The organism is Amycolatopsis saalfeldensis, from assembly GCF_900110575.1.
Lineage (GTDB): Bacteria > Actinomycetota > Actinomycetes > Mycobacteriales > Pseudonocardiaceae > Amycolatopsis > Amycolatopsis saalfeldensis.
Map to the genome: position 1 here is coordinate 1 of NZ_FOEF01000007.1, position 18843 is coordinate 18843.

At 71.6% G+C, this 18843-nt stretch carries 17 protein-coding genes, 1 tRNA gene and 1 pseudogene; 8 read left to right on the forward strand and 11 right to left on the reverse strand.

Features of this window, described 5'->3' with window-relative positions:
* Both BMY97_RS17535 and BMY97_RS17540 read left to right on the forward strand, forming a co-directional pair.
* Positions 1 to 339: pseudogene (locus BMY97_RS17535) on the forward strand (cytochrome bc1 complex cytochrome b subunit); the annotation flags it as partial.
* Between the two features lie 506 nt (positions 340 to 845).
* Positions 846 to 1325, forward strand: a complete 480-nt coding sequence (locus tag BMY97_RS17540; RefSeq protein ID WP_091618197.1) for an SRPBCC family protein — start codon at positions 846 to 848, stop codon at positions 1323 to 1325.
* A 407-nt stretch (positions 1326 to 1732) separates the two neighbouring features.
* On the opposite strand, the gene BMY97_RS45970 is transcribed toward BMY97_RS17540, so the two are convergent.
* The 3 genes from BMY97_RS45970 to BMY97_RS17555 all read right to left on the reverse strand — a co-directional run bounded on the left by BMY97_RS45970 (position 1733) and on the right by BMY97_RS17555 (position 4292).
* Entirely contained in the window at positions 1733 to 1975 is a 243-nt protein-coding gene (locus BMY97_RS45970) for a hypothetical protein (RefSeq protein ID WP_143086210.1), read from the reverse strand.
* 1139 nt (positions 1976 to 3114) lie between these two features.
* Positions 3115 to 3936 (reverse strand): DUF1295 domain-containing protein, encoded by an 822-nt coding sequence (locus BMY97_RS17550; protein WP_091617946.1) that lies wholly within the window; start codon positions 3934 to 3936, stop codon positions 3115 to 3117.
* A 2-nt stretch (positions 3937 to 3938) separates the two neighbouring features.
* Positions 3939 to 4292 carry an SRPBCC family protein gene (locus BMY97_RS17555; RefSeq protein ID WP_091617947.1) on the reverse strand — a complete coding sequence of 118 codons (354 nt, stop codon included), beginning with the start codon at positions 4290 to 4292 and terminating at the stop codon, positions 3939 to 3941.
* Positions 4293 to 4818: 526 nt separating this feature from the next.
* Between BMY97_RS17555 and BMY97_RS48420 the strand changes: the two genes are divergently transcribed.
* Both BMY97_RS48420 and BMY97_RS17565 read left to right on the forward strand, forming a co-directional pair.
* Entirely contained in the window at positions 4819 to 4980 is a 162-nt protein-coding gene (locus tag BMY97_RS48420; RefSeq protein ID WP_245787367.1) for a hypothetical protein, read from the forward strand.
* A gap of 186 nt (positions 4981 to 5166) precedes the next feature.
* Positions 5167 to 5766, forward strand: coding sequence for a flavodoxin family protein (locus BMY97_RS17565; protein WP_091617948.1), 600 nt, complete (start codon positions 5167 to 5169; stop codon positions 5764 to 5766).
* Positions 5767 to 5946: 180 nt separating this feature from the next.
* Here BMY97_RS17565 and BMY97_RS17570 read toward each other — a convergent pair whose 3' ends face one another.
* Both BMY97_RS17570 and BMY97_RS17575 read right to left on the reverse strand, forming a co-directional pair.
* Complete coding sequence (locus tag BMY97_RS17570) at positions 5947 to 6369, reverse strand: hypothetical protein (protein ID WP_091617949.1); 423 nt, start codon at positions 6367 to 6369, stop codon at positions 5947 to 5949.
* Positions 6370 to 6521: 152 nt separating this feature from the next.
* Positions 6522 to 6959 (reverse strand): SRPBCC family protein, encoded by a 438-nt coding sequence (locus BMY97_RS17575; RefSeq protein WP_091617950.1) that lies wholly within the window; start codon positions 6957 to 6959, stop codon positions 6522 to 6524.
* A gap of 167 nt (positions 6960 to 7126) precedes the next feature.
* On the opposite strand from BMY97_RS17575, the gene ku reads away from it, so the two are divergent.
* From ku to BMY97_RS17590, 3 genes are all read left to right on the forward strand, one after another.
* Positions 7127 to 8050: a non-homologous end joining protein Ku gene (gene ku, locus BMY97_RS17580; protein ID WP_091618198.1), complete on the forward strand. Its 924-nt coding sequence runs from the start codon at positions 7127 to 7129 to the stop codon at positions 8048 to 8050.
* A gap of 166 nt (positions 8051 to 8216) precedes the next feature.
* The gene (locus BMY97_RS17585; RefSeq protein ID WP_245787368.1) at positions 8217 to 8489 is read left to right on the forward strand and encodes a VOC family protein; all 273 of its coding nucleotides are present in this window, start codon (positions 8217 to 8219) and stop codon (positions 8487 to 8489) included.
* 72 nt (positions 8490 to 8561) lie between these two features.
* Positions 8562 to 9428 carry an alpha/beta fold hydrolase gene (locus tag BMY97_RS17590; protein WP_091617951.1) on the forward strand — a complete coding sequence of 289 codons (867 nt, stop codon included), beginning with the start codon at positions 8562 to 8564 and terminating at the stop codon, positions 9426 to 9428.
* Between the two features lie 55 nt (positions 9429 to 9483).
* On the opposite strand, the gene nrfD is transcribed toward BMY97_RS17590, so the two are convergent.
* The 6 genes from nrfD to BMY97_RS17625 all read right to left on the reverse strand — a co-directional run bounded on the left by nrfD (position 9484) and on the right by BMY97_RS17625 (position 17653).
* Complete coding sequence (gene nrfD, locus BMY97_RS17595) at positions 9484 to 10395, reverse strand: NrfD/PsrC family molybdoenzyme membrane anchor subunit (protein WP_091618199.1); 912 nt, start codon at positions 10393 to 10395, stop codon at positions 9484 to 9486.
* The gene (locus BMY97_RS17600) at positions 10392 to 11258 is read right to left on the reverse strand and encodes a 4Fe-4S dicluster domain-containing protein (protein ID WP_091617952.1); all 867 of its coding nucleotides are present in this window, start codon (positions 11256 to 11258) and stop codon (positions 10392 to 10394) included. Before BMY97_RS17600 ends, nrfD begins: the two co-directional genes overlap by 4 nt.
* The gene (gene fdh, locus BMY97_RS17605) at positions 11251 to 14484 is read right to left on the reverse strand and encodes a formate dehydrogenase (protein ID WP_177231403.1); all 3234 of its coding nucleotides are present in this window, start codon (positions 14482 to 14484) and stop codon (positions 11251 to 11253) included. The genes BMY97_RS17600 and fdh overlap by 8 nt, the downstream gene beginning before the upstream one ends.
* A gap of 48 nt (positions 14485 to 14532) precedes the next feature.
* The gene (gene selB / locus BMY97_RS17615; RefSeq protein ID WP_091617955.1) at positions 14533 to 16266 is read right to left on the reverse strand and encodes a selenocysteine-specific translation elongation factor; all 1734 of its coding nucleotides are present in this window, start codon (positions 16264 to 16266) and stop codon (positions 14533 to 14535) included.
* Positions 16257 to 17546 (reverse strand): L-seryl-tRNA(Sec) selenium transferase, encoded by a 1290-nt coding sequence (gene selA / locus BMY97_RS17620; protein WP_091617956.1) that lies wholly within the window; start codon positions 17544 to 17546, stop codon positions 16257 to 16259. The genes selB and selA overlap by 10 nt, the downstream gene beginning before the upstream one ends.
* A 12-nt stretch (positions 17547 to 17558) precedes the next feature.
* A tRNA-Sec gene (locus tag BMY97_RS17625) sits at positions 17559 to 17653 on the reverse strand.
* Between the two features lie 63 nt (positions 17654 to 17716).
* Here BMY97_RS17625 and selD point away from each other — a divergent pair.
* Positions 17717 to 18709 carry a selenide, water dikinase SelD gene (gene selD / locus BMY97_RS17630; protein ID WP_091617957.1) on the forward strand — a complete coding sequence of 331 codons (993 nt, stop codon included), beginning with the start codon at positions 17717 to 17719 and terminating at the stop codon, positions 18707 to 18709.
* The last annotated feature ends 134 nt before the right edge of the window (positions 18710 to 18843 follow it).

The following is an 18843-nucleotide window of genomic DNA, read 5'->3' on the forward strand; positions in this document are numbered from 1 at the left end:
GAGCACGGCGTCGAGACGGGCATCATCAAGCGCCTGCCGCACGGCGAGTTCATCGAGCTCCACCAGCCGCTCGGCGGCGTGGACAGCCACGGCCACGCCATTCCGCTGGAATACCAGGGCGCGACCGTGCCGAAGAAGATGAACAAGCTCGGCACCGCCGGGCACGCCGTTCCGGGCTCCCTCCTGCGGCCGGACCCGCCGGAGGAGTCGGCCGCGCTGGAGCGGGCCGCGCACAACGGCCACAACGGCAGCAGCAACGGCAACGGCAGCAGCAACGGGCATGCCGACGGGGCCTCGCAGGAGACCCAGCCGGAGTCGCACCCGATCGAGTCGAGCTGACCACCTATGCGGGCGACCACTGCGTTTCGCCTCCACCGACTGTCGCCGGGCCGGGCGCGGCCCCTCTGCCACACTTCGCCCCGGCTCGGCGGCACCATGCTCGCCTCCTGCGCGATCGCGACGGTCGCGCTGTCCACCGCCTCGACCTCTGTCACCATGGAAAGCCTTGCCCCACCGGATGATCCGACGATCCACTTCGGACTTGCCTACCTGGTACCGCCGATCCTGCACGCCATCGTCCTGCTCACCCTGATCGACAGCCGCACCCCCGGCCTCCGCCGGACCGCCGGGCTCATCGGCAGCTTGTTCGGCTCGTTGCGCGCGCAGCAGGATCCGTCGGCAAGGTGTCGGCGAGGGTGCTGGCCGATCCCCAGGCCGAAGCGGTCAGCGATGCCCAGTCTGGATCGGCTCTGGATCGGTTTGCCACCGCCCGGGGCGGGTAGCCAGAGGGTGGCCGCGCACATCCCATGCGGCACACGCCGATCGCGAAGGAGCGGGGCAGCTTCATGAGTACCGTAACCAAGTCCGTCGACGTCGAAGCCGACGTCACCACCGTCTACAACCAATGGACCCAGTTCACCCAGTTTCCCCGGTTCATGGATGGCGTCGAACGGATCGACCAGCTCGACGACACCCACACGCACTGGCGGATCAACGTCGCCGGTGTGACCCGGGAGTTCGACGCGACGATCACCGAACAGCACCCCGACGAACGAGTCGCATGGGCCTCGAACGGTGACGGCCCGAATCATGCCGGGGTCGCGACGGTGCACCGAATCGACGACCGTCACACCCGGGTGACGGTGCAAATGGACATCGACCCCGACGGATTCGTCGAAAACGTCGCCGACAAGCTGGGCATCCTCGATCGCCGCGTCCAGGGTGACCTCGACCGGTTCAAGACGTTCATCGAGCAGCGGGACGGCGCCGAGACCGGCGAATGGCGCGGCGACGTCGATCGGGCAGCCCAGCACACCGAGAAGTAGCGTATTCCGAAGTACCGGGTGAAATAAGAGCTGCGCTGAGCTTCCGTCTGGAGAGTTCATCGCGGGTGACAGCGGCCGGCTCCCCATCGTGATGGCCATCCTTCGGGTGAGCCGGCCGCTCCCTGCGTGCGCTCGCCCTGAACCCAGTCCGGCGAAGTCCAGCAGCCACTGCAAAACGACCAACGCGGTGGCTGCGCGCAACGCCGCCCATCGCGCGACCCTCTTACGCGCGGATCCACTCGATGCGGATGACGGCGGGGGCGCGGTGACCGGCGTGAGCGCGTTCGCCCGAGTAGGCGCCGGAGGTTCGACCATCTCGTCAAGGGGTGAGCGACCATTCCACGGTTCAGGCCTCCACCTGGCCGTCGCCCCCTCTCTCCGATTGTCCGGGGGCTGAGGTCATCCCCTCACTCTGTCCCCGGACTCGGCTCTCCGTCGGCCGACAGCCTCGACGCTTCGGCCGTCGCCATCTCCTCCGCGCGCTGCTCGGCCTCGAGCCGGCGGTGATGACGGCAGGACGTGCACACCAGCGTCTTCCCGATGACCACACCGCTGTCGGTGATCACCCGCGCCACGTGCACGGTGGTGTAGCCACACCGGTCACACGCGACCAGGGGATCGTGCGGGTCCAGCAGGACTCGGGTACTCACAACGGATCACGCCTCTCCGAAGTGGACAGTCAGGGTCGGGGTGGGCAAGCCGTCCGCCCCGTCAGGGTCGACGGCGGGCCGCGGCGAGCGCGGCGGCGACGGAGTCGTACACCGCGAGCGAGCGGTCCAGGCCGGTCAGCCGCAACGGGCGCAGGATGGCCCGGCCGGTCGCGACCACCCGCAGCCCGGCGCGGTCCGAGGTCCGCGACGTTCTGGTGGTCCACTTCCCCGGCCACCTCGATGACGAGTGATTCCCCGCCCTGCCACACGGCCAACAGGTCCGAGACGCTCTCGTAAGCGAGCGAGGTATCCCGGTGATTCCACGGAGTGCTCCTGAACGGCCCGGTCGACGTCGCCGACGCGGGAGTCCTGGCGTCAACGGGGAGTCTTCGAACGGGCCCGGTTCCCGAAGTGGACGATCGTCGCGAGGGCGAGATCTGGGCACTCTCGGCGAGGGGCAGCACCACCGTACCTCGTTCCGGGGGAAACTCCACATCCGGGGGCGGCGGCCGTCGGCGCGGGGCTCAACGGCGGCCTCGGCCTGGTCGCGGTCCGCGCCACCGGGGGGACGACGATCTTCTCCCTCGCCATCCGGTCCTCACCGCTTCGGCTCTCGTCGGCGCCGTGTTCGACGTCCGGATGTTCCCCTCGATCCGGCTCCCCCACCGCCCCTGGCTCGTTCCCGGACGTTTGGCCTCATCCGGAGTGGGCACCCGGACAGTGCGCTCCCCCTGGTCCCCGGGTGGCATTCACCAACCCCGCGGCGAAGGGTGAACTTGGCTATGGCGCGCCACGCCATCAGACCTCCGGCCACTCCGGCTCCGGCCGATGTCCGCCGGCCGCATCGAGGCCGGTCGTCCGTTTCCTGACTGGTTGATCCAGACCCGCCCCAGCCACCGAGTGCCGCCCGGCGATGGGCTGACGCACCGGTGCGCTTGTGGCGCAGATAGGGCTGTCGCCTGCTTTGGACCAGTACGGCGCCGGCCCTCGCGGGGCACGGTGCAACGGGAGGCCGCCGTGCCCCGCCTCTTCTTCGTCCGGAACGTCAGTCAGGTAGAACGCCCCCGGCCTACGAGAAGCGCGGGGGCGGCCGGCCCACTTAGGACAGTCCGCGAGACCCTGGACGGCGTTCGGTACGTTCAGGTCCGCTTCGGGGGCCGCGGGAAGAAGAACGCCGTTCGCTTCTGGTAAGCGCGGTAGCCGGGGCGGTCTTGCATCCGCTTTTCGGTGCGCTTGGCGCCGGTGGCGAACATCAGCAGGTAGCTCATGACCGCCGGCGCGGGCAGCGTCCACGCGCCCGGGGCGGACGCGGCCGCGGCGATCCACGCTCCGTCCCACACCAGGGAGTCGCCGAAGTAGTTCGGGTGCCGCGACCAGCCCCACAAGCCGGTGTCGAGCACGTCCGGCCGGTTTTCCTTGTCCCGTTGGGAGTACTCCGACTTCTGGTGATCGGCCAACGCCTCCACGACGCCACCGGCGATCATCACCGCCAGCCCGGCGGGGGCGAGCCACCGGCGCCGGCCGCGCGGCACCGCGCTGGCGGCCGCGAGCTGCACCGGCGCGGAGACCAGCAGCTGGCTCAGCCCCTGGGTCAGGAAGACCTTGCCGAGCACCGTTTTCGCCGAGTCGCCTTCGAGGAACTCGGTGTAACGCGGGTCTTCCTCGTCGCTCCCGCGCAGGCGGCCGAGCATCTGGCGTTCGAGCCGGGCCGCCCACGCGGAGGTGGCCGCCGCCAGGGCCCAGCGCCGCCGGGCGTCACCGCGACCGGCCAGCGCGCTGGTCACGGCCACGGCGGCCAAGCCGGGGCCCCAGACGGCATCGGCGTAGTCGCGCCGCCCCGAACGCAGCGCGACGACGGCGGTCGCGGTCTGCGCCGCGGTCACCACCGCGGCCGACAGCGCGGCCACCCGGCACAGGTTCGCGGTGTCGACCGTGCTCCGCCGCCGTCTCGTCGCCGGCATGGCTAGCGGGCCAGGCCGTTGAGCGCTTCGGTCAGCCGCCGCTCGGTGTCGTTGCCGAGCTTCTCGAAGACCAGCTTGCTCAGTGGCGCCGCCAACTTGGCGACGCCGTTGAACTGCAGTTCGTTGGTGTAGGTGACGCTCGACCCCGCACCGCTGGACCTGACCTCGATGGTCTCGGTGGAAGTGGCGGTGTCGTTGCGCCCGACCAGGACCACGCGGTCTCCGGCGAGCTGTTCGAGCGTGTAGGTCCGCTCGGTGCCGGGGTCCCACTGCTCGGCGTGGCCGAAGTCGGCCAGGTAGGGAATGACGACTCCGGGTCCGGGCTCGACGGTGAACGTCCGTGAGACGGTAGGCATGAAATCACCCTTTCAGGGAGGTGGATCTCGGTGGGCGAAGGCGCAGGTGGGCTCAGCGGCCCGGCACCTGAGCGGTCCGGCCGGATTCTCCGGTTACCCGGCAACCGGGGCCGGGCAAACGACCCCTCATGGTTTTCCGCGACCTGGAGACCCCGCCGAGCGAGCGTCCGCGTGACGAACCGGATTCGCCCGATCGCGGCATTCGGCTCGAGGTTTCGGCGGGCGAAGCACGGCTATCCGACGGGGGATGGAGGTGCCGGCCGATCCTCGGGAAAGAGCGGTAACCGGTGCTTGTGTGGCTATGGGCACGGGGTTTCAGGTCAGCAGAGTGAGGATGGTCCCGACCGCCGCCGGCAGCTCCGTCATTTCCTCGCCGCGGCTGAAGCCCGCCGGACGCCCGCGTCGAGCGGCGCCGGTTTGTGGTGGGGCTCAGGGGGTAGCCGGAAGGGACTCGCGACCGGCTCGGCCGAGTCCTGACCCGCAGGAGGACATCGTGCCCGCTCGTACCGCAGACGGTCCGAAACTGATGCCGGAGACGGAGGAACTGGCCACCGGCAAGAACTTCGCCGCGGTCACCACGGTGCTGTCCGGCGGACGGCTGCAGACCCAGATGATCTGGGTGCACGTCGAAAACGGCGAGATCGTGCTCAACACCGAGACCCACCGGGCGGAGTCCGCGGCAAGGTGACCGGAGTGGAAACGGGTGAACGAGCCCGTCTCCAGGTCGACGAGCGTGACCCCGGAGCGGCAGACCTTCGTCGACCAGGGCAAGGGCGTCGCCGACTGATGAGCGGCACGCTCGGCGAGTTCGCTTCGACCGGACTCCCACGGGGAATCCGCGGCTCGAAATCCCGGCACTTCCATGGAGGCATTCATGCGCGTTCTGGCCCTGATCTGCACCCTCAAACCCGCTCCGGCGAAATCGAGCAGCGACCTGATCGCCGCACAATTGCTCGACCTGTTCGCCCGGGCTGGTGTCGACGGCGAGAGCGTGCGCGTCGTCGACCACGACGTGCGCCCGGGCGTGGAAGCCGACATGGGCCACGGCGACGAATGGCCCGGCCTCCGCCGCAAGATCGCCGGCGCCGACATCCTGCTCGTGGCCACGCCCACCTGGGTCGGGCACATGTCCAGCGTCGCCCAGCGAGTCCTCGAACGCCTCGACGCCGAACTGTCCGAAACCGACGACCAGGGCCGCCCCGCCATGTTCGGCAAGGTCGCCGTCGCCGCGGCCGTCGGCAACGAGGACGGCGCCCACAAGATCATCGCCGACCTCTTCCAGGCCCTCAACGACATCGGCTTCACCATCCCCGCCCAGGGCGGGACCTACTGGAACGGCGAAGCGATGCAGGGCGGCGACTACAACGACCTCGACGAGACCCCCGAAGCCGTCGCCTCCGCCAACGCCACCCTGGTCCGCAACGCCGTCCACCTCGCCCGGCTGCTCACGGCGGCTCAATACCCGCCCGCCTGAGGGCTGCTTTCCGGGCGGCCCGGCCAACGGCGCTCAACCCGGGTCTGCGTCCTGCCGCCGGCCAGGCGTGACAGAGGCCTGCCCCACCACCGCCACCCGGACAGAATCCGCCCAGCCCCAGGCGATTCCTTTGCCGCGCCGGGGAAACCCGCGGCCGGCCCACCCTCCGGCCGCCGGACATCAGGGCCGGGCGATCCGGTTGACCGCCTCGGCCACGAGCTCCGGGCCGGCAACCGCGACCGTCAGCCCCGGGTGCCGCAGCAGACCGGTCGGCTCGATCCCCGGCACCGGCCGGTGAAACCGGATGCACACCGCTCGTCCGGCCGAGGCAGCGAAGGTCAGCCCGTGGTCGGCCAGTGACAGCCGCACGCCGAGCGCCTTCACCGGGTTGAACGGGCCGACGACCTCCGCGCCGGCGAGGTTGCCGACCGGCGTCGACACCACCCACGGCCCGAGCCGCACGCGCAGGCCGTCGGCGTCCAGTTCGAGGCCGCTGTGGGCGCCGAGCAGCCGGCGGAGCCACGGCTGGGCGAACACCAGCTCCGCCCGCAAGCGGTGCCGGACGATCACGGTGGTATCCGGCGTGGATTCCGCCGCCGTCATCCGGGACCGCCGAACGGCGTGCCCGGGCTTCCGGATTCCCGCCGCTGTCCGGCGAAGCAATGACCGTTGCCCGGCGATGTGACTTCTTCCGGTGGCGAGTGCTGGTCGCTCTCGGGGTGCATGGCCGACCTCCTCCTGCTGGCTTCGACCGGTCAGCGGCCGGTCCAGCCGCCTTCAGCCTCGGCGTTCTCCACATCGGAGTCCGCCACCGCCGTGTGCGCCAGCGCCGCGACGGTCTCTTCCAGTCCGCGCTGCACTTGCTCCCCCTCGCTCTCGCGAACACTGTGGAGGGTGATGGTCAGCCGAGAGCCGCCAGGCGCCTGCTCGTCGATGGTCAGCTCCCCGTGGTAATCGTGCGGGCCCTGCGCACCCCACGAGAGCTTCCGGGCACCCTCGTCCACGGTGAGCCATGCTTCGCCCTCGACGCGCTCGCCACCCACGTCTGCCTCGACGTGCACCGCGTCGCCGCCCTGGGGCTCGGCTTCCCGCATCTGGGGGAAGTAATGCGGCAAGTTTCTCGGTTCGCGCAAATAGGCGAAGAGCTCGTCGGCGGGCAGGTCGATCGTGGCGGTGTGCCGGTAGTCAGTCATCTCGGTGCCTCCTTGGCGGCCGGGTACCCACCGCGGACGGGATTACCCGCGATGAATGAGCGGTGGGAATTCCTCCGCTGTTCTGCACCAGCGCCGACGAGCTGGCCGAACGCCGTGTGACCATGCCCGACGCCGGGTACTCATCGGTGGGTGAAGGGAGTAGCGGGATGCGTCCGGTTTGGCAGGGGTCTCTGGCGTTCGGCCTGGTCAGCGTGCCAGTGCGGCTGTACAAGGCCGTCGACGACCACGCCGTGCACTTCACCCAGTTCCAGCAGGGCACGCGCGACCGCATCCGCTCCCGCCGGGTCAACGAGCGGACCGGCGACGAGGTCCCCTACGCGGAGATCGCCAAAGGCTACGAGCTCGACGACAGCGAGTACGTCCTGGTCGAGCAGCAGGAGCTCGACGAGGTGGCACCCGGTCGGTCGCGTTCTCTCGAGGTGGAACGCTTCGTCGATCTGGACGAGGTCGACCCGATCTACTTCGACCGCACTTATTGGCTCGCACCGGCGAAAGAGGACGCCGAGCGGCCGTACGTGCTGCTCGTCGAAGCCCTGGGCAAGCGGGACAAGGCGGCAGTCGCGAAATTCGCCCTGCACGGGCGGGAACACCTCGCGCTCGTCCGGGCCGGGAAGGGTGTCCTGGTACTCAACACCCTGCACTTCGCCACGGACGTGCGTGACCCGGCGAAGGACATCCCCCTGCTCCCGGCGGACGCCAAGACGAACGGGAAGGAACTCGAGATGGCCGTCCGGCTCATCGACGCGATGACCGGGCAGTGGCAGCCGGAGGAATACCACGACACCTACAACGAGCGCGTCCGCGACCTCATCGACGCCAAGAAGGCCGGCGGGACGGTGACCCCGGCAGCGGAACCGGACGAGGACACGAAGGTCGTCGACCTGTTCGAAGCGTTGTCCAAGAGCGTGCGCAAACGGGACGGGCAGCGAGGTCGGTCCGCGAAGCGCGAGAAGCCGGACCTCGCCGGGCTGTCCAAGGCACAGCTGCAAAAGCTGGCCAAGGAACGCGACGTCAAGGGCCGCTCGAAGATGACGCGCGACGACCTGGAAGCAGCGTTGAAGGCGTCCTGAATCGGCCTGACCGGGCCGGGGTACGTTTCCCGCAGGTCCGTGCGGGCCATCCGACCGCCGGAATGAGTTGTTGCCTCAGCAGGCCGGGAACGAAGCCGTGCGACGTGCGGCCGAAACAGATTCCCAAGTGGACACTCGCCGGTCATCGGCGCGCTAGGCTGGACGCATGCTGAGGCTCGGTTTCCCCGTCATCGGCGTGTCCGATCTGCCGCGCGCGGTGGCGTTCTGGACCTCGGCCTTGCATCTCGTCGAAGCTGACGAATGGGCCGGCGACAACTGGCGGACCCTGCACCACGCCGATGGCTCCGGTCGCGCGCTGGCGCTGGGGATCCGGACGGCAACCGCTTTTGCGTGGTCGATCTCAGCAATGCGCCCTCCGGCGGTTGACCGGCCGACACTCAGCAGGACTCGACGACCTTCGCGCCGGCGTGCACGGTAATCCACCGGGAGAAGGGGTATCCGAGGCGTCGAGGCCGGTCGCGCGTGCCGGCCTCCCCGGAAGGAGTGAGCCGTGTTCGAAGGTTTCACGCTGGAGACCGTCGATGTCGGCCCGGTGCGGTTGCGGGTCCGGCACGGCGGATCGGGCACCCCGGTCGTCCTGGTCCACGGCCACCCCCGGACGCACACCACCTGGCACCGCGTCGCGCCGCGGCTGGCGGACGACCACTTCGTCGTTTGCCCCGATCTGCGGGGTTACGGACGTTCCACGCTGCCGGCGGACGAACCCGGACACGCGCAGTCGGCCAAGCGGGCGATGGCCGGCGACATCGTGTCGCTCATGCGGCACCTCGGACACGAACGGTTCTCAGTTGTGGGCCACGATCGTGGCGCGCTCGTCGCCTTCCGCACCGCGATGGACCATCCGGACGTCGTCGACCGGCTCGTGGTGATGGACGGGCTCCCCATCACCGAACACCTCGAACGCCTCAACGAGGACTTCGTCCGCACGTGGTGGCACTGGTGGTTTCTCGCCCAGACCGACAAACCCGCCGAGCGCGTCATCAACTCCGCCCCCGAAGCCTGGTATCGCACACCTGGGCCGCACGAAGTGGGGGAAGCCAACCACGCCGACATCTGGGCGGCGCTGCGCGACCCCGCGGTCGTCCACGGGATGTGCGAGGACTACCGCGCCGGCCTGCGGATCGACCGCGTCCACGAGGAAGCCGACCGCGCGGCCGGCCGGCAGGTGCGGTGCCCGACACTGCTGCTCGCCGCGACCGAAGACGACATCGACATCCACGGCGACCCCCTGACGATCTGGCGGCCCTGGGTCGCCGGGGAACTGCGTGGCGTAGACGTCCATTCCGGACACCACCAGGCCGAGCAGGCTCCCGGCGAAGTAGCCCGGGCCATCGGCGAATTCCTGCGCGCGACCTGACCCGGAACTCGTCGGTCGGTGCCGTGCCTCGGATGTCACCGGGGCCGTTCGCCCGTCAGCGGCGGAGGCGTTCGCGCTGGGGCACGACCACGTACTTCGGGTCCCTGGCCGACTCGACGCCTGCGGCGTAGACGCCGAAGCGAGTGCACAACCCGGCCGCCAGGTACGCGACGCCCGCGGCCGCCCCGGCGGCCCGGTTGCGGCGGGCGACCAGCGACAAGCCCGCGCCCGCCGCGGTCAGCGCGCGGGCCGCCTTGAGGAGCTTGCCCGCCCGGCCGGTGCGGTAGGGCTCCGAGGCGAGGCCCAGCCCGGTCTCCGCGTGCCGCGCCGCGGCGAGTTCCGCGGCCGCGCCGATCAGCCCGGCGCGGACCACCGGCCCGGTCTCCACCGACGGGACGAGCAGCAACGCCGCTCCCGCGCCGCTGGTCAAGGCGCTGCCCGCGAACAGGATCGGCAGTGTGCCGTACGCCTCGTGCCACGAAGGCGTCGCGGTGTCCGACAGCAGCACCGCGGTGTAGGTGCACATGGCCGGGCCGAGCAGACCCGCGGCCGCACCGGCCAGGCGGCCGGCCCCGGGCAGGATCCCGCTCAGCTCCGACGCCGCCGCCACCGCGGCCAGCCCCGAAAACGGCGACAGGATCCACGAACCGACCGACAGCGGGGACGTCGGCTTGAGTACCCGCAGCATGTGCAGGAACCGCGTCGGTTTCCCGAGATCGTGGATGAGCGCGGCGACGCTGGCGATCGAACCACCCGACGCCACCAGCCGCCCGGCCCGGGCCAGCTCCGGACGCCCGGTGACGTCGGCCAGCGCGGCGATCGACGCCGACGCGCCCGCCGCGCCGCCGAGGAACAGGTACAGCGGCACGTCCGGCTGCTTCCAGGCCGGCTCCTTGAGGATCGGCCTGCCGTAGTACGAGCGGAATTCGGCGGGCTCGACCATCGCCCGCTCGCGGCGCGGGCTCACCGCCGCCGCCCCAGGAACGAGACCGCCACCGCCGCGGCGACACCGGCCGCGGTCGCCGCGGCCCGCTTCCACATCGCGGGCAGGTCGCGCGTGGTGACCACCGGGTCCGGCGGCAGCCCGTAGACCTCAGGCTCGTCCAGGAGCAGGAAAAACGCGCCGTCACCGCCGACACCGTCGTTCGGGTCGTGGCCGTAGAGCCGGGCCTCCGCGACGCCGGAGTCGTGCAGCGTGGTGACCCGCTCGGCCGCCCGCTCACGCAACTCGTCGAGCTCGCCGAACTGGATCGAGTCGGTGGGACAAGCCTTCGCGCACGCCGGTTCGAGGCCGGCGCCGAGCCGGTCGTAACACAGGGTGCACTTGAACGCGCGGCCGTCGCTCTTCCGTTTCTCGATCACCCCGTAGGGACAGGCCGGCACGCAGTAGCCGCAGCCGTTGCAGATGTCCTGCTGCACCACGACGGTGTCGAACTCGGTGCGGAACAGCGCCCCGGTGGGGCAGACATCGAGGCAGGCAGCGTGGGTGCAGTGCTTGCAGACGTCGCTGGACATCAGCCAGCGGACGCCGGGTTCCTCATCCGGCGCCGGCGCGCCGACGGCCGGCATCCCCAGCGCGACGACGTCCCGGGCCGGAACGTCCTTTGTGGACGGAACCGGCTGTTCGATGAACGCGACGTGCCGCCAGGTGTTCGAGCCGAGGGCACCGGTGTTGTCGTAGGACATGCCCAGCAGGTCGAGACCGCCCGCCTCGGGCACGCCGTTCCACTCCTTGCACGCGACCTCGCACGCCTTGCAGCCGATGCACACGGAGGTGTCGGTGAAGAACCCCATGCGCGGCTGGTCGCCGAGATACCCGGACTCACCCATCGGTCGGCTCCCCTTCCTCGGCCCGTGACCGATACTCCTCCACGTGGACCGGCAGTGCAGGCCCGCGCGGCCGGCGGCCGGGGCGGATGTCGCACGTCGCCGCTTTCGCCTCCTGGATGTGCACGTTGGGGTCCATCACGACCGACAGCAGGTCGTTCGCCGCGTCACCGCGCGAAAGCCCGTTCGGGCCCCAGTGGTAGGGCAACCCGACCTGGTGGATGGTCCGGCCGCGCACCTTCAGCGGCTTGATCCGGTCGGTCACCAGCACCCGCGCCTCGATCGCCGTGCGCGCCGAGACGATGGTGGCCCAGCCGAGATGCTCCAGGCCCCGCTCGGCGGCGAGCGCCGGCGACACCTCGCAGAAGAACTCCGGCTGCAGCTCGGCCAGATACGGCAGGGTCCGGCTCATCCCGCCGGCCGTGTGGTGCTCGGTCAGGCGGTAGGTGGTGAAAACGTACGGGTAAGCCTTGCTGCGCGCCGGGTTGTACCGGTTGTGCGGGCTGTCCAGGGTCTGCCGCGTCGGGGACTCCTGCTGGCTGTACAGCGCGTTGCCGACCGGGCTCTCGAACGGTTCGTAGTGCGCCGGCAGCGGGCCGTCGGCGAGCCCGGCGGGCGCGAACAGCCAGGCCTTGCCGTCGGTCTGCATGATGAACGCGTCGGCGCCGCCGAGCGCGGCCTGGGCCTTCGCCCCCTCGGGCGGGACGTAGTCCGGAGGTTTCGTGACCTCGAAGTCGGGCACGTCCGGGCCGACCCACCTGCCCTGCCCGGCGTCCCAGGTGATCAGTTTCTTCCGCTCGCTCCACGCTTTCCCGTCCGGATCCGCGGACGCGCGGTTGTACAGGATCCGCCGGTTGGCCGGCCACGCCCACGCCCAGCCGCCGGCCACCCAATCCTGCTCGGAACCGGGCTTGCGGTCGGCCGCGTGGTTGTGCCCGTCCGCGCGGACGCCGCAGTAGATCCAGCAGCCGCAGGTGGTCGAACCGTCGTCCTTGAGTTCGGTGTACGCCGCGAGCGGGCCGTCCGGGCCGTGCCCGTTGATCTCGGCGAGGACGGACTCCGCGCTCGGGTCGGCCGTCGGGCCCGCGGTGGGATAGCTCCAGGTCAGGTCGCGCAGCGGCGCGTCGCGCGGATCGTCGCCGATCCGCTCCCGGATGAGCCGGCCCAGGTGGTAGTAGAACCACAGGTCGCTGCGGGCCTCGCCGGGCGGTTCGACGGCCTTGTGGTGCCACTGCAGCAGTCGCTGGGTGTTGGTGAAGCTGCCGTCCTTCTCGGTGTGCGCGGCGGCGGGCAGGAAGAACACCTCGGTGCCGATCTCGGTGGTGGCCAGCTCCCCGGTCTCGATCTCCTGCCCGTTCTTCCAGAACGTCGCGCTCTCGATCAGCTGCAGGTCGCGCACGACCAGCCAGTCCAGGTTGGCCAGCCCCAGGCGCTGGAACTTGCCGTTGGCGGAGCCCACGGCCGGGTTCTCCCCGACCAGGAAGTACCCCTTGCACTCCCCCTCGATCTGCTGCTGGACCGTCGCGTAGGTGCCGTGGTCGCCGGTCAGGCGAGGCAGGTAGTCGAACCGGAAGTCGTTGCCCGGCTGGGCGCTCTCACCCCAGTACGCCTTGAGCAGGCTGACTGTGTAGGCGCGCATGTTGCCCCAGAACCCGGTCTTGCCGGCGTCGGCGGCGACGAAGCCGTCGAGGTCGAAGTGCTCGTGCGCGTGGGGCATCGGGATGTAGCCGGGCAGCAGGTTGAACAACGTCGGGATGTCCGTGGAGCCCTGGATGCTGGCGTGGCCGCGCAAGGCGAGGATGCCGCCGCCGGGGCGGCCGATGTTGCCCAGCAGTGTCTGCAGGATCGACGCCGTGCGGATGTACTGCGCGCCGACCGTGTGGTGGGTCCAGCCGACCGAGTAAACCCACGCCGTCGTCCGCTCCCGGCCCGAGTTCGCCGTGACCGCCTCGGCGATCTCGGCGAACTGCTCCACCGGCAGTCCGCAGATGTCGGCGACGGCTTCGGGGGTGTACCGCGCGAAGTGGCGCTTGAGTACCTGGTAGACGCAACGGGGGTGCTGCAGGGTCTCGTCGGTCTTCGGCTTGGCGTGCACCGACGCGCCGCCGCTGCCGTAGGACTCGCCACGGGCGGCGCGCTGGTGGCGCTCGCCGCCGTGGTGGTGCTCGCCGGACTGTTCCGGCTCGCCGCTGCCGGCGGCCGGCGTCGCGTCGGCGTCCTCGTACGCCCAGGTCGAGATGTCGTACTGCCGCTTTTCCGGGTCGTAACCGGAGAACAACCCGTCGAGGTCTTCGGTGTCGGCGAATTCCTCGGTCAGGATCGCCGCGGCGTTCGTGTAGGCCAGCACGTACTCACGGAAATCCAAGCCGTTGCGCAGCACGTGGTTGATCAGGCCGCCGAGGAACGCGATGTCCGTGCCCGCGCGCAGGGCGGCGTGCACGTGCGAAACCGCGCTCGTGCGCGTGAATCGCGGGTCGACGTGGATGATCTTCGCTCCACGTGCCTTCGCTTCCATCACCCACTGGAAGCCGACCGGGTGGCACTCGGCCATGTTCGAGCCCTGGATCACGATGCAGTCGGCGTTGACCAGATCCTGCTGGAACGTCGTGGCGCCACCACGGCCGAAGGAGGTCCCCAGACCGGGAACCGTGGCGGAGTGTCAAATACGGGCCTGGTTCTCGATCTGTATCGCGCCCAGCGCGGTGTACAGCTTCTTCATCAGGTAGTTCTCTTCGTTGTCCAGCGTCGCGCCGCCGAGACTGGCGAAGCCGAGCGTGCGGTTGAGCCGCCGCCCGTGCTCGTCGACGTCCTGCCAGGTCTGCGCGCGGGTCTTCAGCACCCGGTCGGCGATCATGTCCATCGCCCGCTCCAGCGGCAGCCGCTCCCAGTCGGTGCCGTACGGGCGGCGGTAGAGGACCTCGGTGACCCGGCTCGGGCTGGTCACGAGCTGCTTGCTGGCCGAGCCCTTCGGGCACAGGCGGCCGCGGGAGATCGGCGAGTCCGGATCACCCTCGATCTGCGTGACGCGGCCGTCCTTGACGTACACCTTCTGCCCGCAGCCCACCGCGCAGTACGGGCAGATCGAGCGGACGACCTCGTCGGCGTCCTCGGTACGCGCGCGCCAGCGCTCGGAGCCTTCGGACTTCGCCGCCGAGGCCCGCGCGAGGTGATCGGGACCGGTCAGCTGCCGGTAGACCGGCCAGTCTTCGATCCACTGTCGCACGCCCATGGGTCCAAAATAATCCCTTGACGGCCCGTGCGCAGGATGCCCGCCGCCTCAGCCGGCCACGCGCCGGGTGCCGTCCCCCAGCGGTTCGGTGCGGCCGGCCGCGTCGAGCCGCTCCAGCAGCGGGATCATCACCCGGCGGGTGCTGCCGAGCGCGCGCCGGGCCGCGGAGACCGTGAACGGCTGTCCCAGCCCGGCCAGCGCGGTGACCGCTCGCTCCTGCGCGTCCGGGCCGAGCACAACGCCCTCGGCGACCAAGGACAGCCGGCCCAGCCGGACCGCCGCGGCCAGCTCCCTCCGGCCGAGGCCCAGTTCGCGCAGTTCGTCGGCTTCCGGGGCCCGGAACGGGGACTCGGTGAACCGCTCCTCCAGCGCCCGCACCGCGCGGTCGACCTCCGGGGCCAGGCCCAGGTCCGGGCGGCGGACAAGGCCGCCGTCGACGATCAGCCCGGTTCCGGCCAGCACCGGCCCGACGAGACCGGGTGCGGGAAGGCCCAGCTGTTGCCGCAGCGTCTCGACCGGCATGCCCGCGGCGACCACGTGACCGCGGTGCCAGCCTTCGACGACTTCGGCTACTTCCGCGCGCAGCCGCGTCATGCGCGCGGGGTCGACGCACCAGTCGCCCAGGCGGTCGCCGGTCTCCGGCAAACCCATCGCCCTCAGGTCGGCTGCGGGCACGAACCCGTTGCGGCGCAGGTAACCTCGCCCGAGGTCCTTCGCGGCCAGGTCCTCGGCCCGCGCTCGAGCGGCGCCCCGGCGGGCCAGCCGCGGCGGGCGGACGTCCAGCACGTCGAACCCCGCCGCGATCCGGTGCTCGCCCGGATCGCGGAGCAACCCGCGGTCGCCCACGCGCAGGGGCAGCGCCGTCGCCAGGGTGAGCCGCACCGTGTCGCTCCCGAGCGGACGGACACGGACCGGGACCGCCGCGGTGCCCAGGTGCAACACGTGTTCGCGGTGCAGGTCGGCGGAGGCCGCGCCGCGCAACCGGACGTCCAGCTCGGCGGTGGTCAGCCACGCCCCCGGTGCCAGCAGGACCTTGCCGCGGCGGACCTCGGCGCGGGCGGTGCCCCGGAGATTCACCGCGACGCGGGCCGCCGCCGGGACCCGCTCGCTGGCCCGGCCGAGTGCCTGCAGGCCACGGACCTTGACCCGGGACGACCCCAGCAGCAGCTCGTCCCCGATGGCGATCGTGCCGGCCGTGAGGGTGCCGGTGACGACCGTGCCCGCGCCCTTCACGGTGAACGCCCGGTCGAGCCACAACCGGACGTCCGCCCCGGGGTCCGGGGGTGGCAGCGCCGCGGTCAGCTCGCCGATGGCCGTGCGCAGCTCCTCGATGCCCGCGCCGGTGACCGCGCTGACGGCCACCACGGGTGGTCTTCCCAGCGATGTCCGGGAGATCTCGGCCACCGCCGCGGCGGCCGCGGCCGCGGGGTCGGCGCGGTCGGCCTTGGTCACCACCAGCAGGCAGTGGCCCGCGCCGAACGCGTCGAGCGCGGCCAGATGCTCCGCCGACTGCGGTTTCCAGCCCTCGTCCGCGGCCACCACGAACAGCACCGCGGGTGCCGGGCCGGCGCCCGCGAGCATGGTGGGCACGAAGCGCTCGTGGCCGGGCACGTCGACGAACGCGACCTCCTCACCGCCGATCCCGGTCCAGGCGAAACCGAGGTCGAGGGTCAGGCCGCGACGGCGCTCCTCGGCCCAGCGGTCGGGTTCCATGCCGGTCAGCCGGCGCACCAGGGTGGACTTCCCGTGGTCGACGTGCCCGGCCGTGGCGATCACCCGCATCGGCGGACGGCCCCGTCGATCACCGGGTCGTCCGCCGGGCGGACAGTCCGCAGGTCCAGCAGGCACCGGTCCCGTTCGACCCGGCCGACGACGGCGGGATCCCCGCGACGCAGCGGCTCGGCGTACCACGCGGGCAGGCTGACCGCGGCGCTCGGCAGCTCGACCCCCGGTGCGCCGCCGCCACCGGCCGCGGCCGTCGACCGCACCGCGCGGGCATCGATCCCTTCAGCGGCCAGCGCCGTGCTCAGGGCTTCCGCGCGGAGGAACAGGGTGTCCTCGCGTGCGGCGAGCGCCGCCCGCACCGGGGGCTCGGGCCCGAGCAGGGTCGCCTCGAGCGCGGCCAAGGTCAGCTTGTCGACGCGCAGGGCGCGGGCCGCCGGGTGCCGCCGCAGCCGCGCGACCAGGGTCGCGTCGCCGAGCAGCAGACCGGCCTGCGGCCCGCCGAGCAGTTTGTCGCCGCTGGCCGTGACCAGATCGGCCCCGGCGGCCAGCGTCCCGGCCGCGTCCGGCTCGCCGGGCAATGCCGGGTGCGGCGTCAGCAGGCCGGAGCCGATGTCGACGACCAGCGGCACGCCCAGCCCGGTCAGCTCGGCGACCCCGGCCTCGGCGGTGAACCCGGTGACCCGGTAGTTCGACGGGTGCACCTTCAGCACGAATCCGGTGTCCGGGCCGATCGCGGCCGTGTAATCGGCGACGTGCGTGCGATTGGTGGTGCCGACCTCACGCAGCCGCGCGCCGGTCGAGGCGAGCAGGTCGGGGATCCGGAAACCGTCGCCGATCTCGACCAGCTCGCCGCGGCTGACCACGATCTCCTGTCCAGGAGCCAGTGCGAGCGCGCACAGCAGCAGCGCCGCCGCGTTGTTGTTGACGACGTGGACACCAGCCGCCCCCGGCACCGCGGCCGCCAGTGCCGTGAGCGCCCCGCGGCCGCGTTCGGCCCGGGTCCCGGTGGCCAGGTCGAACTCGACGTCGGTGGCTCCCCCGGCCGCCACGACCGCCTCCAGCGCGGCCGGCGAGAGCGGTGCCCGGCCGAGATTCGTGTGGACCACGACTCCGGTCGCGTTCACCACCGGCCGCAGCGAGGAAACGGCCACCGGCAAGGCGGCGAGCACGGCCTCGGCCACGGCGTCCGGCGGGATCTCACCCCCGCGGGCACGCTCCTGCGCCGCGACCACCGCCGCCTTCACCAGGCCACGCCCGAGAGTCCGGACAGCCGCGGCGATGCGGGGCTCGGCGAGCAGGGTGTCGGTGCGCGGGATCGTCCGGCGAGGATCCGTCACGGCCGGGCCCGGTGGCGGAGGCGGACGGGAATCGAACCCGCCAGCGGCAGTACCTGCCGTTCAACGGTTTTGAAGACCGCGCCGGTCACCAGGCCGGATACGCCTCCCTGCACCATGGCGTCATCCTGCCAAGCTCGCGCGCCGCGCGCATCGCGGGCAGGATTCGCCGGGTGAGGTACCGACTGACCCAGTACGCGCACGGCGGCGGCTGCGCGTGCAAGATCCCGCCCGGCGAGCTGGAAGCGGTGGTCCGCGGCCTGACCGGCGCCGCGCCCGTCAACCCGGCGGGCGAGCTGCTCGTCGGCCTGGACGACGGGGACGACGCGGCGGCCGTCCGGATCGCCGGCGGCACCGCGCTCATCGCGACCACGGACTTCTTCACCCCCGTCGTCGACGACGCCTACGACTGGGGGCGCATCGCCGCGGCGAACGCGCTGTCGGACGTCTACGCCATGGGCGGCACCCCCGTGGTCGCGGTCAACCTGCTCGGCTGGCCGCGCGAAGTGCTGCCGTTCGAGCTGGCCGCCGAGGTGCTGCGCGGCGGCCTGGACGTGTGCGCGCAGGCCGGCTGCCACCTCGCCGGCGGGCACAGCATCGACGATCCGGAGCCCAAGTACGGACTGGCCGTGACCGGCGTCGCGGACCCGGAACGCCTGCTGCGCAACGACTCCGGCCGCGCCGGGCTGCCGCTCACGCTGACCAAGCCCCTCGGCGTCGGCGTGCTCAACGCGCGGCACAAGGCCACGGGGGACCGCTTCCCCCAGGCCATCGACTCGATGACCGCGCTGAACGCCGACGCCGGCCGTGCCGCCGTCGACGCCGGGTTCACCTGCGCCACCGACGTGACCGGCTTCGGCCTGCTGGGCCACCTGCACAAACTCGCGCGGGCCAGCGGGGTCACCGCCCGCCTCGACGCCGCCGCGGTGCCTTACCTCGACGGTGCGCGCGAAGCCGTGCGAGACGGCTACGTCAGCGGCGGGACCCGACGCAATCTCGACTGGGTCCGCCCGCACGCCGACCTCACCCGCGTCGACGAGGACGAAGCCCTGCTCCTCGCCGACGCCCAGACCTCCGGTGGGCTGCTCGTGGCCGGCGAATTGCCCGGCCACCCCGTGGTCGGGGAGCTGCTGCCCCGTTCCGCGCACACGATTGTCGTCAGGTGAGTGCCTCGGTTGGTGCCGCGGCCCGCGAGGTGGTCCCGGCGGCAGGAGGTCGGTGATGGGGCTGCCGAGCCGGGGTGGTGCAATCGCGCAGCTAGTCGGCCTCCAGTTCGCCGGCGCGCGTCACGTACGAACGC

What these genes read in the sequence shown, in the direction of transcription:
- BMY97_RS48420 (WP_245787367.1), top strand. Translation starts at nt 4,819, where the DNA reads ATGCCGGAGACGGAGGAACTGGCCACCGGCAAGAACTTCGCCGCGGTC.
- BMY97_RS17585 (WP_245787368.1), top strand. Translation starts at nt 8,217, where the DNA reads ATGCTGAGGCTCGGTTTCCCCGTCATCGGCGTGTCCGATCTGCCGCGC.
- BMY97_RS17575 (WP_091617950.1), bottom strand. Translation starts at nt 6,959, where the DNA reads ATGACTGACTACCGGCACACCGCCACGATCGACCTGCCCGCCGACGAG.
- BMY97_RS17600 (WP_091617952.1), bottom strand. Translation starts at nt 11,258, where the DNA reads ATGGGTGAGTCCGGGTATCTCGGCGACCAGCCGCGCATGGGGTTCTTC.
- BMY97_RS17565 (WP_091617948.1), top strand. Translation starts at nt 5,167, where the DNA reads ATGCGCGTTCTGGCCCTGATCTGCACCCTCAAACCCGCTCCGGCGAAA.
- selB (WP_091617955.1), bottom strand. Translation starts at nt 16,266, where the DNA reads ATGCGGGTGATCGCCACGGCCGGGCACGTCGACCACGGGAAGTCCACC.
- BMY97_RS17555 (WP_091617947.1), bottom strand. Translation starts at nt 4,292, where the DNA reads ATGCCTACCGTCTCACGGACGTTCACCGTCGAGCCCGGACCCGGAGTC.
- BMY97_RS17570 (WP_091617949.1), bottom strand. Translation starts at nt 6,369, where the DNA reads ATGACGGCGGCGGAATCCACGCCGGATACCACCGTGATCGTCCGGCAC.
- BMY97_RS17540 (WP_091618197.1), top strand. Translation starts at nt 846, where the DNA reads ATGAGTACCGTAACCAAGTCCGTCGACGTCGAAGCCGACGTCACCACC.
- BMY97_RS17550 (WP_091617946.1), bottom strand. Translation starts at nt 3,936, where the DNA reads ATGCCGGCGACGAGACGGCGGCGGAGCACGGTCGACACCGCGAACCTG.
- ku (WP_091618198.1), top strand. Translation starts at nt 7,127, where the DNA reads ATGCGTCCGGTTTGGCAGGGGTCTCTGGCGTTCGGCCTGGTCAGCGTG.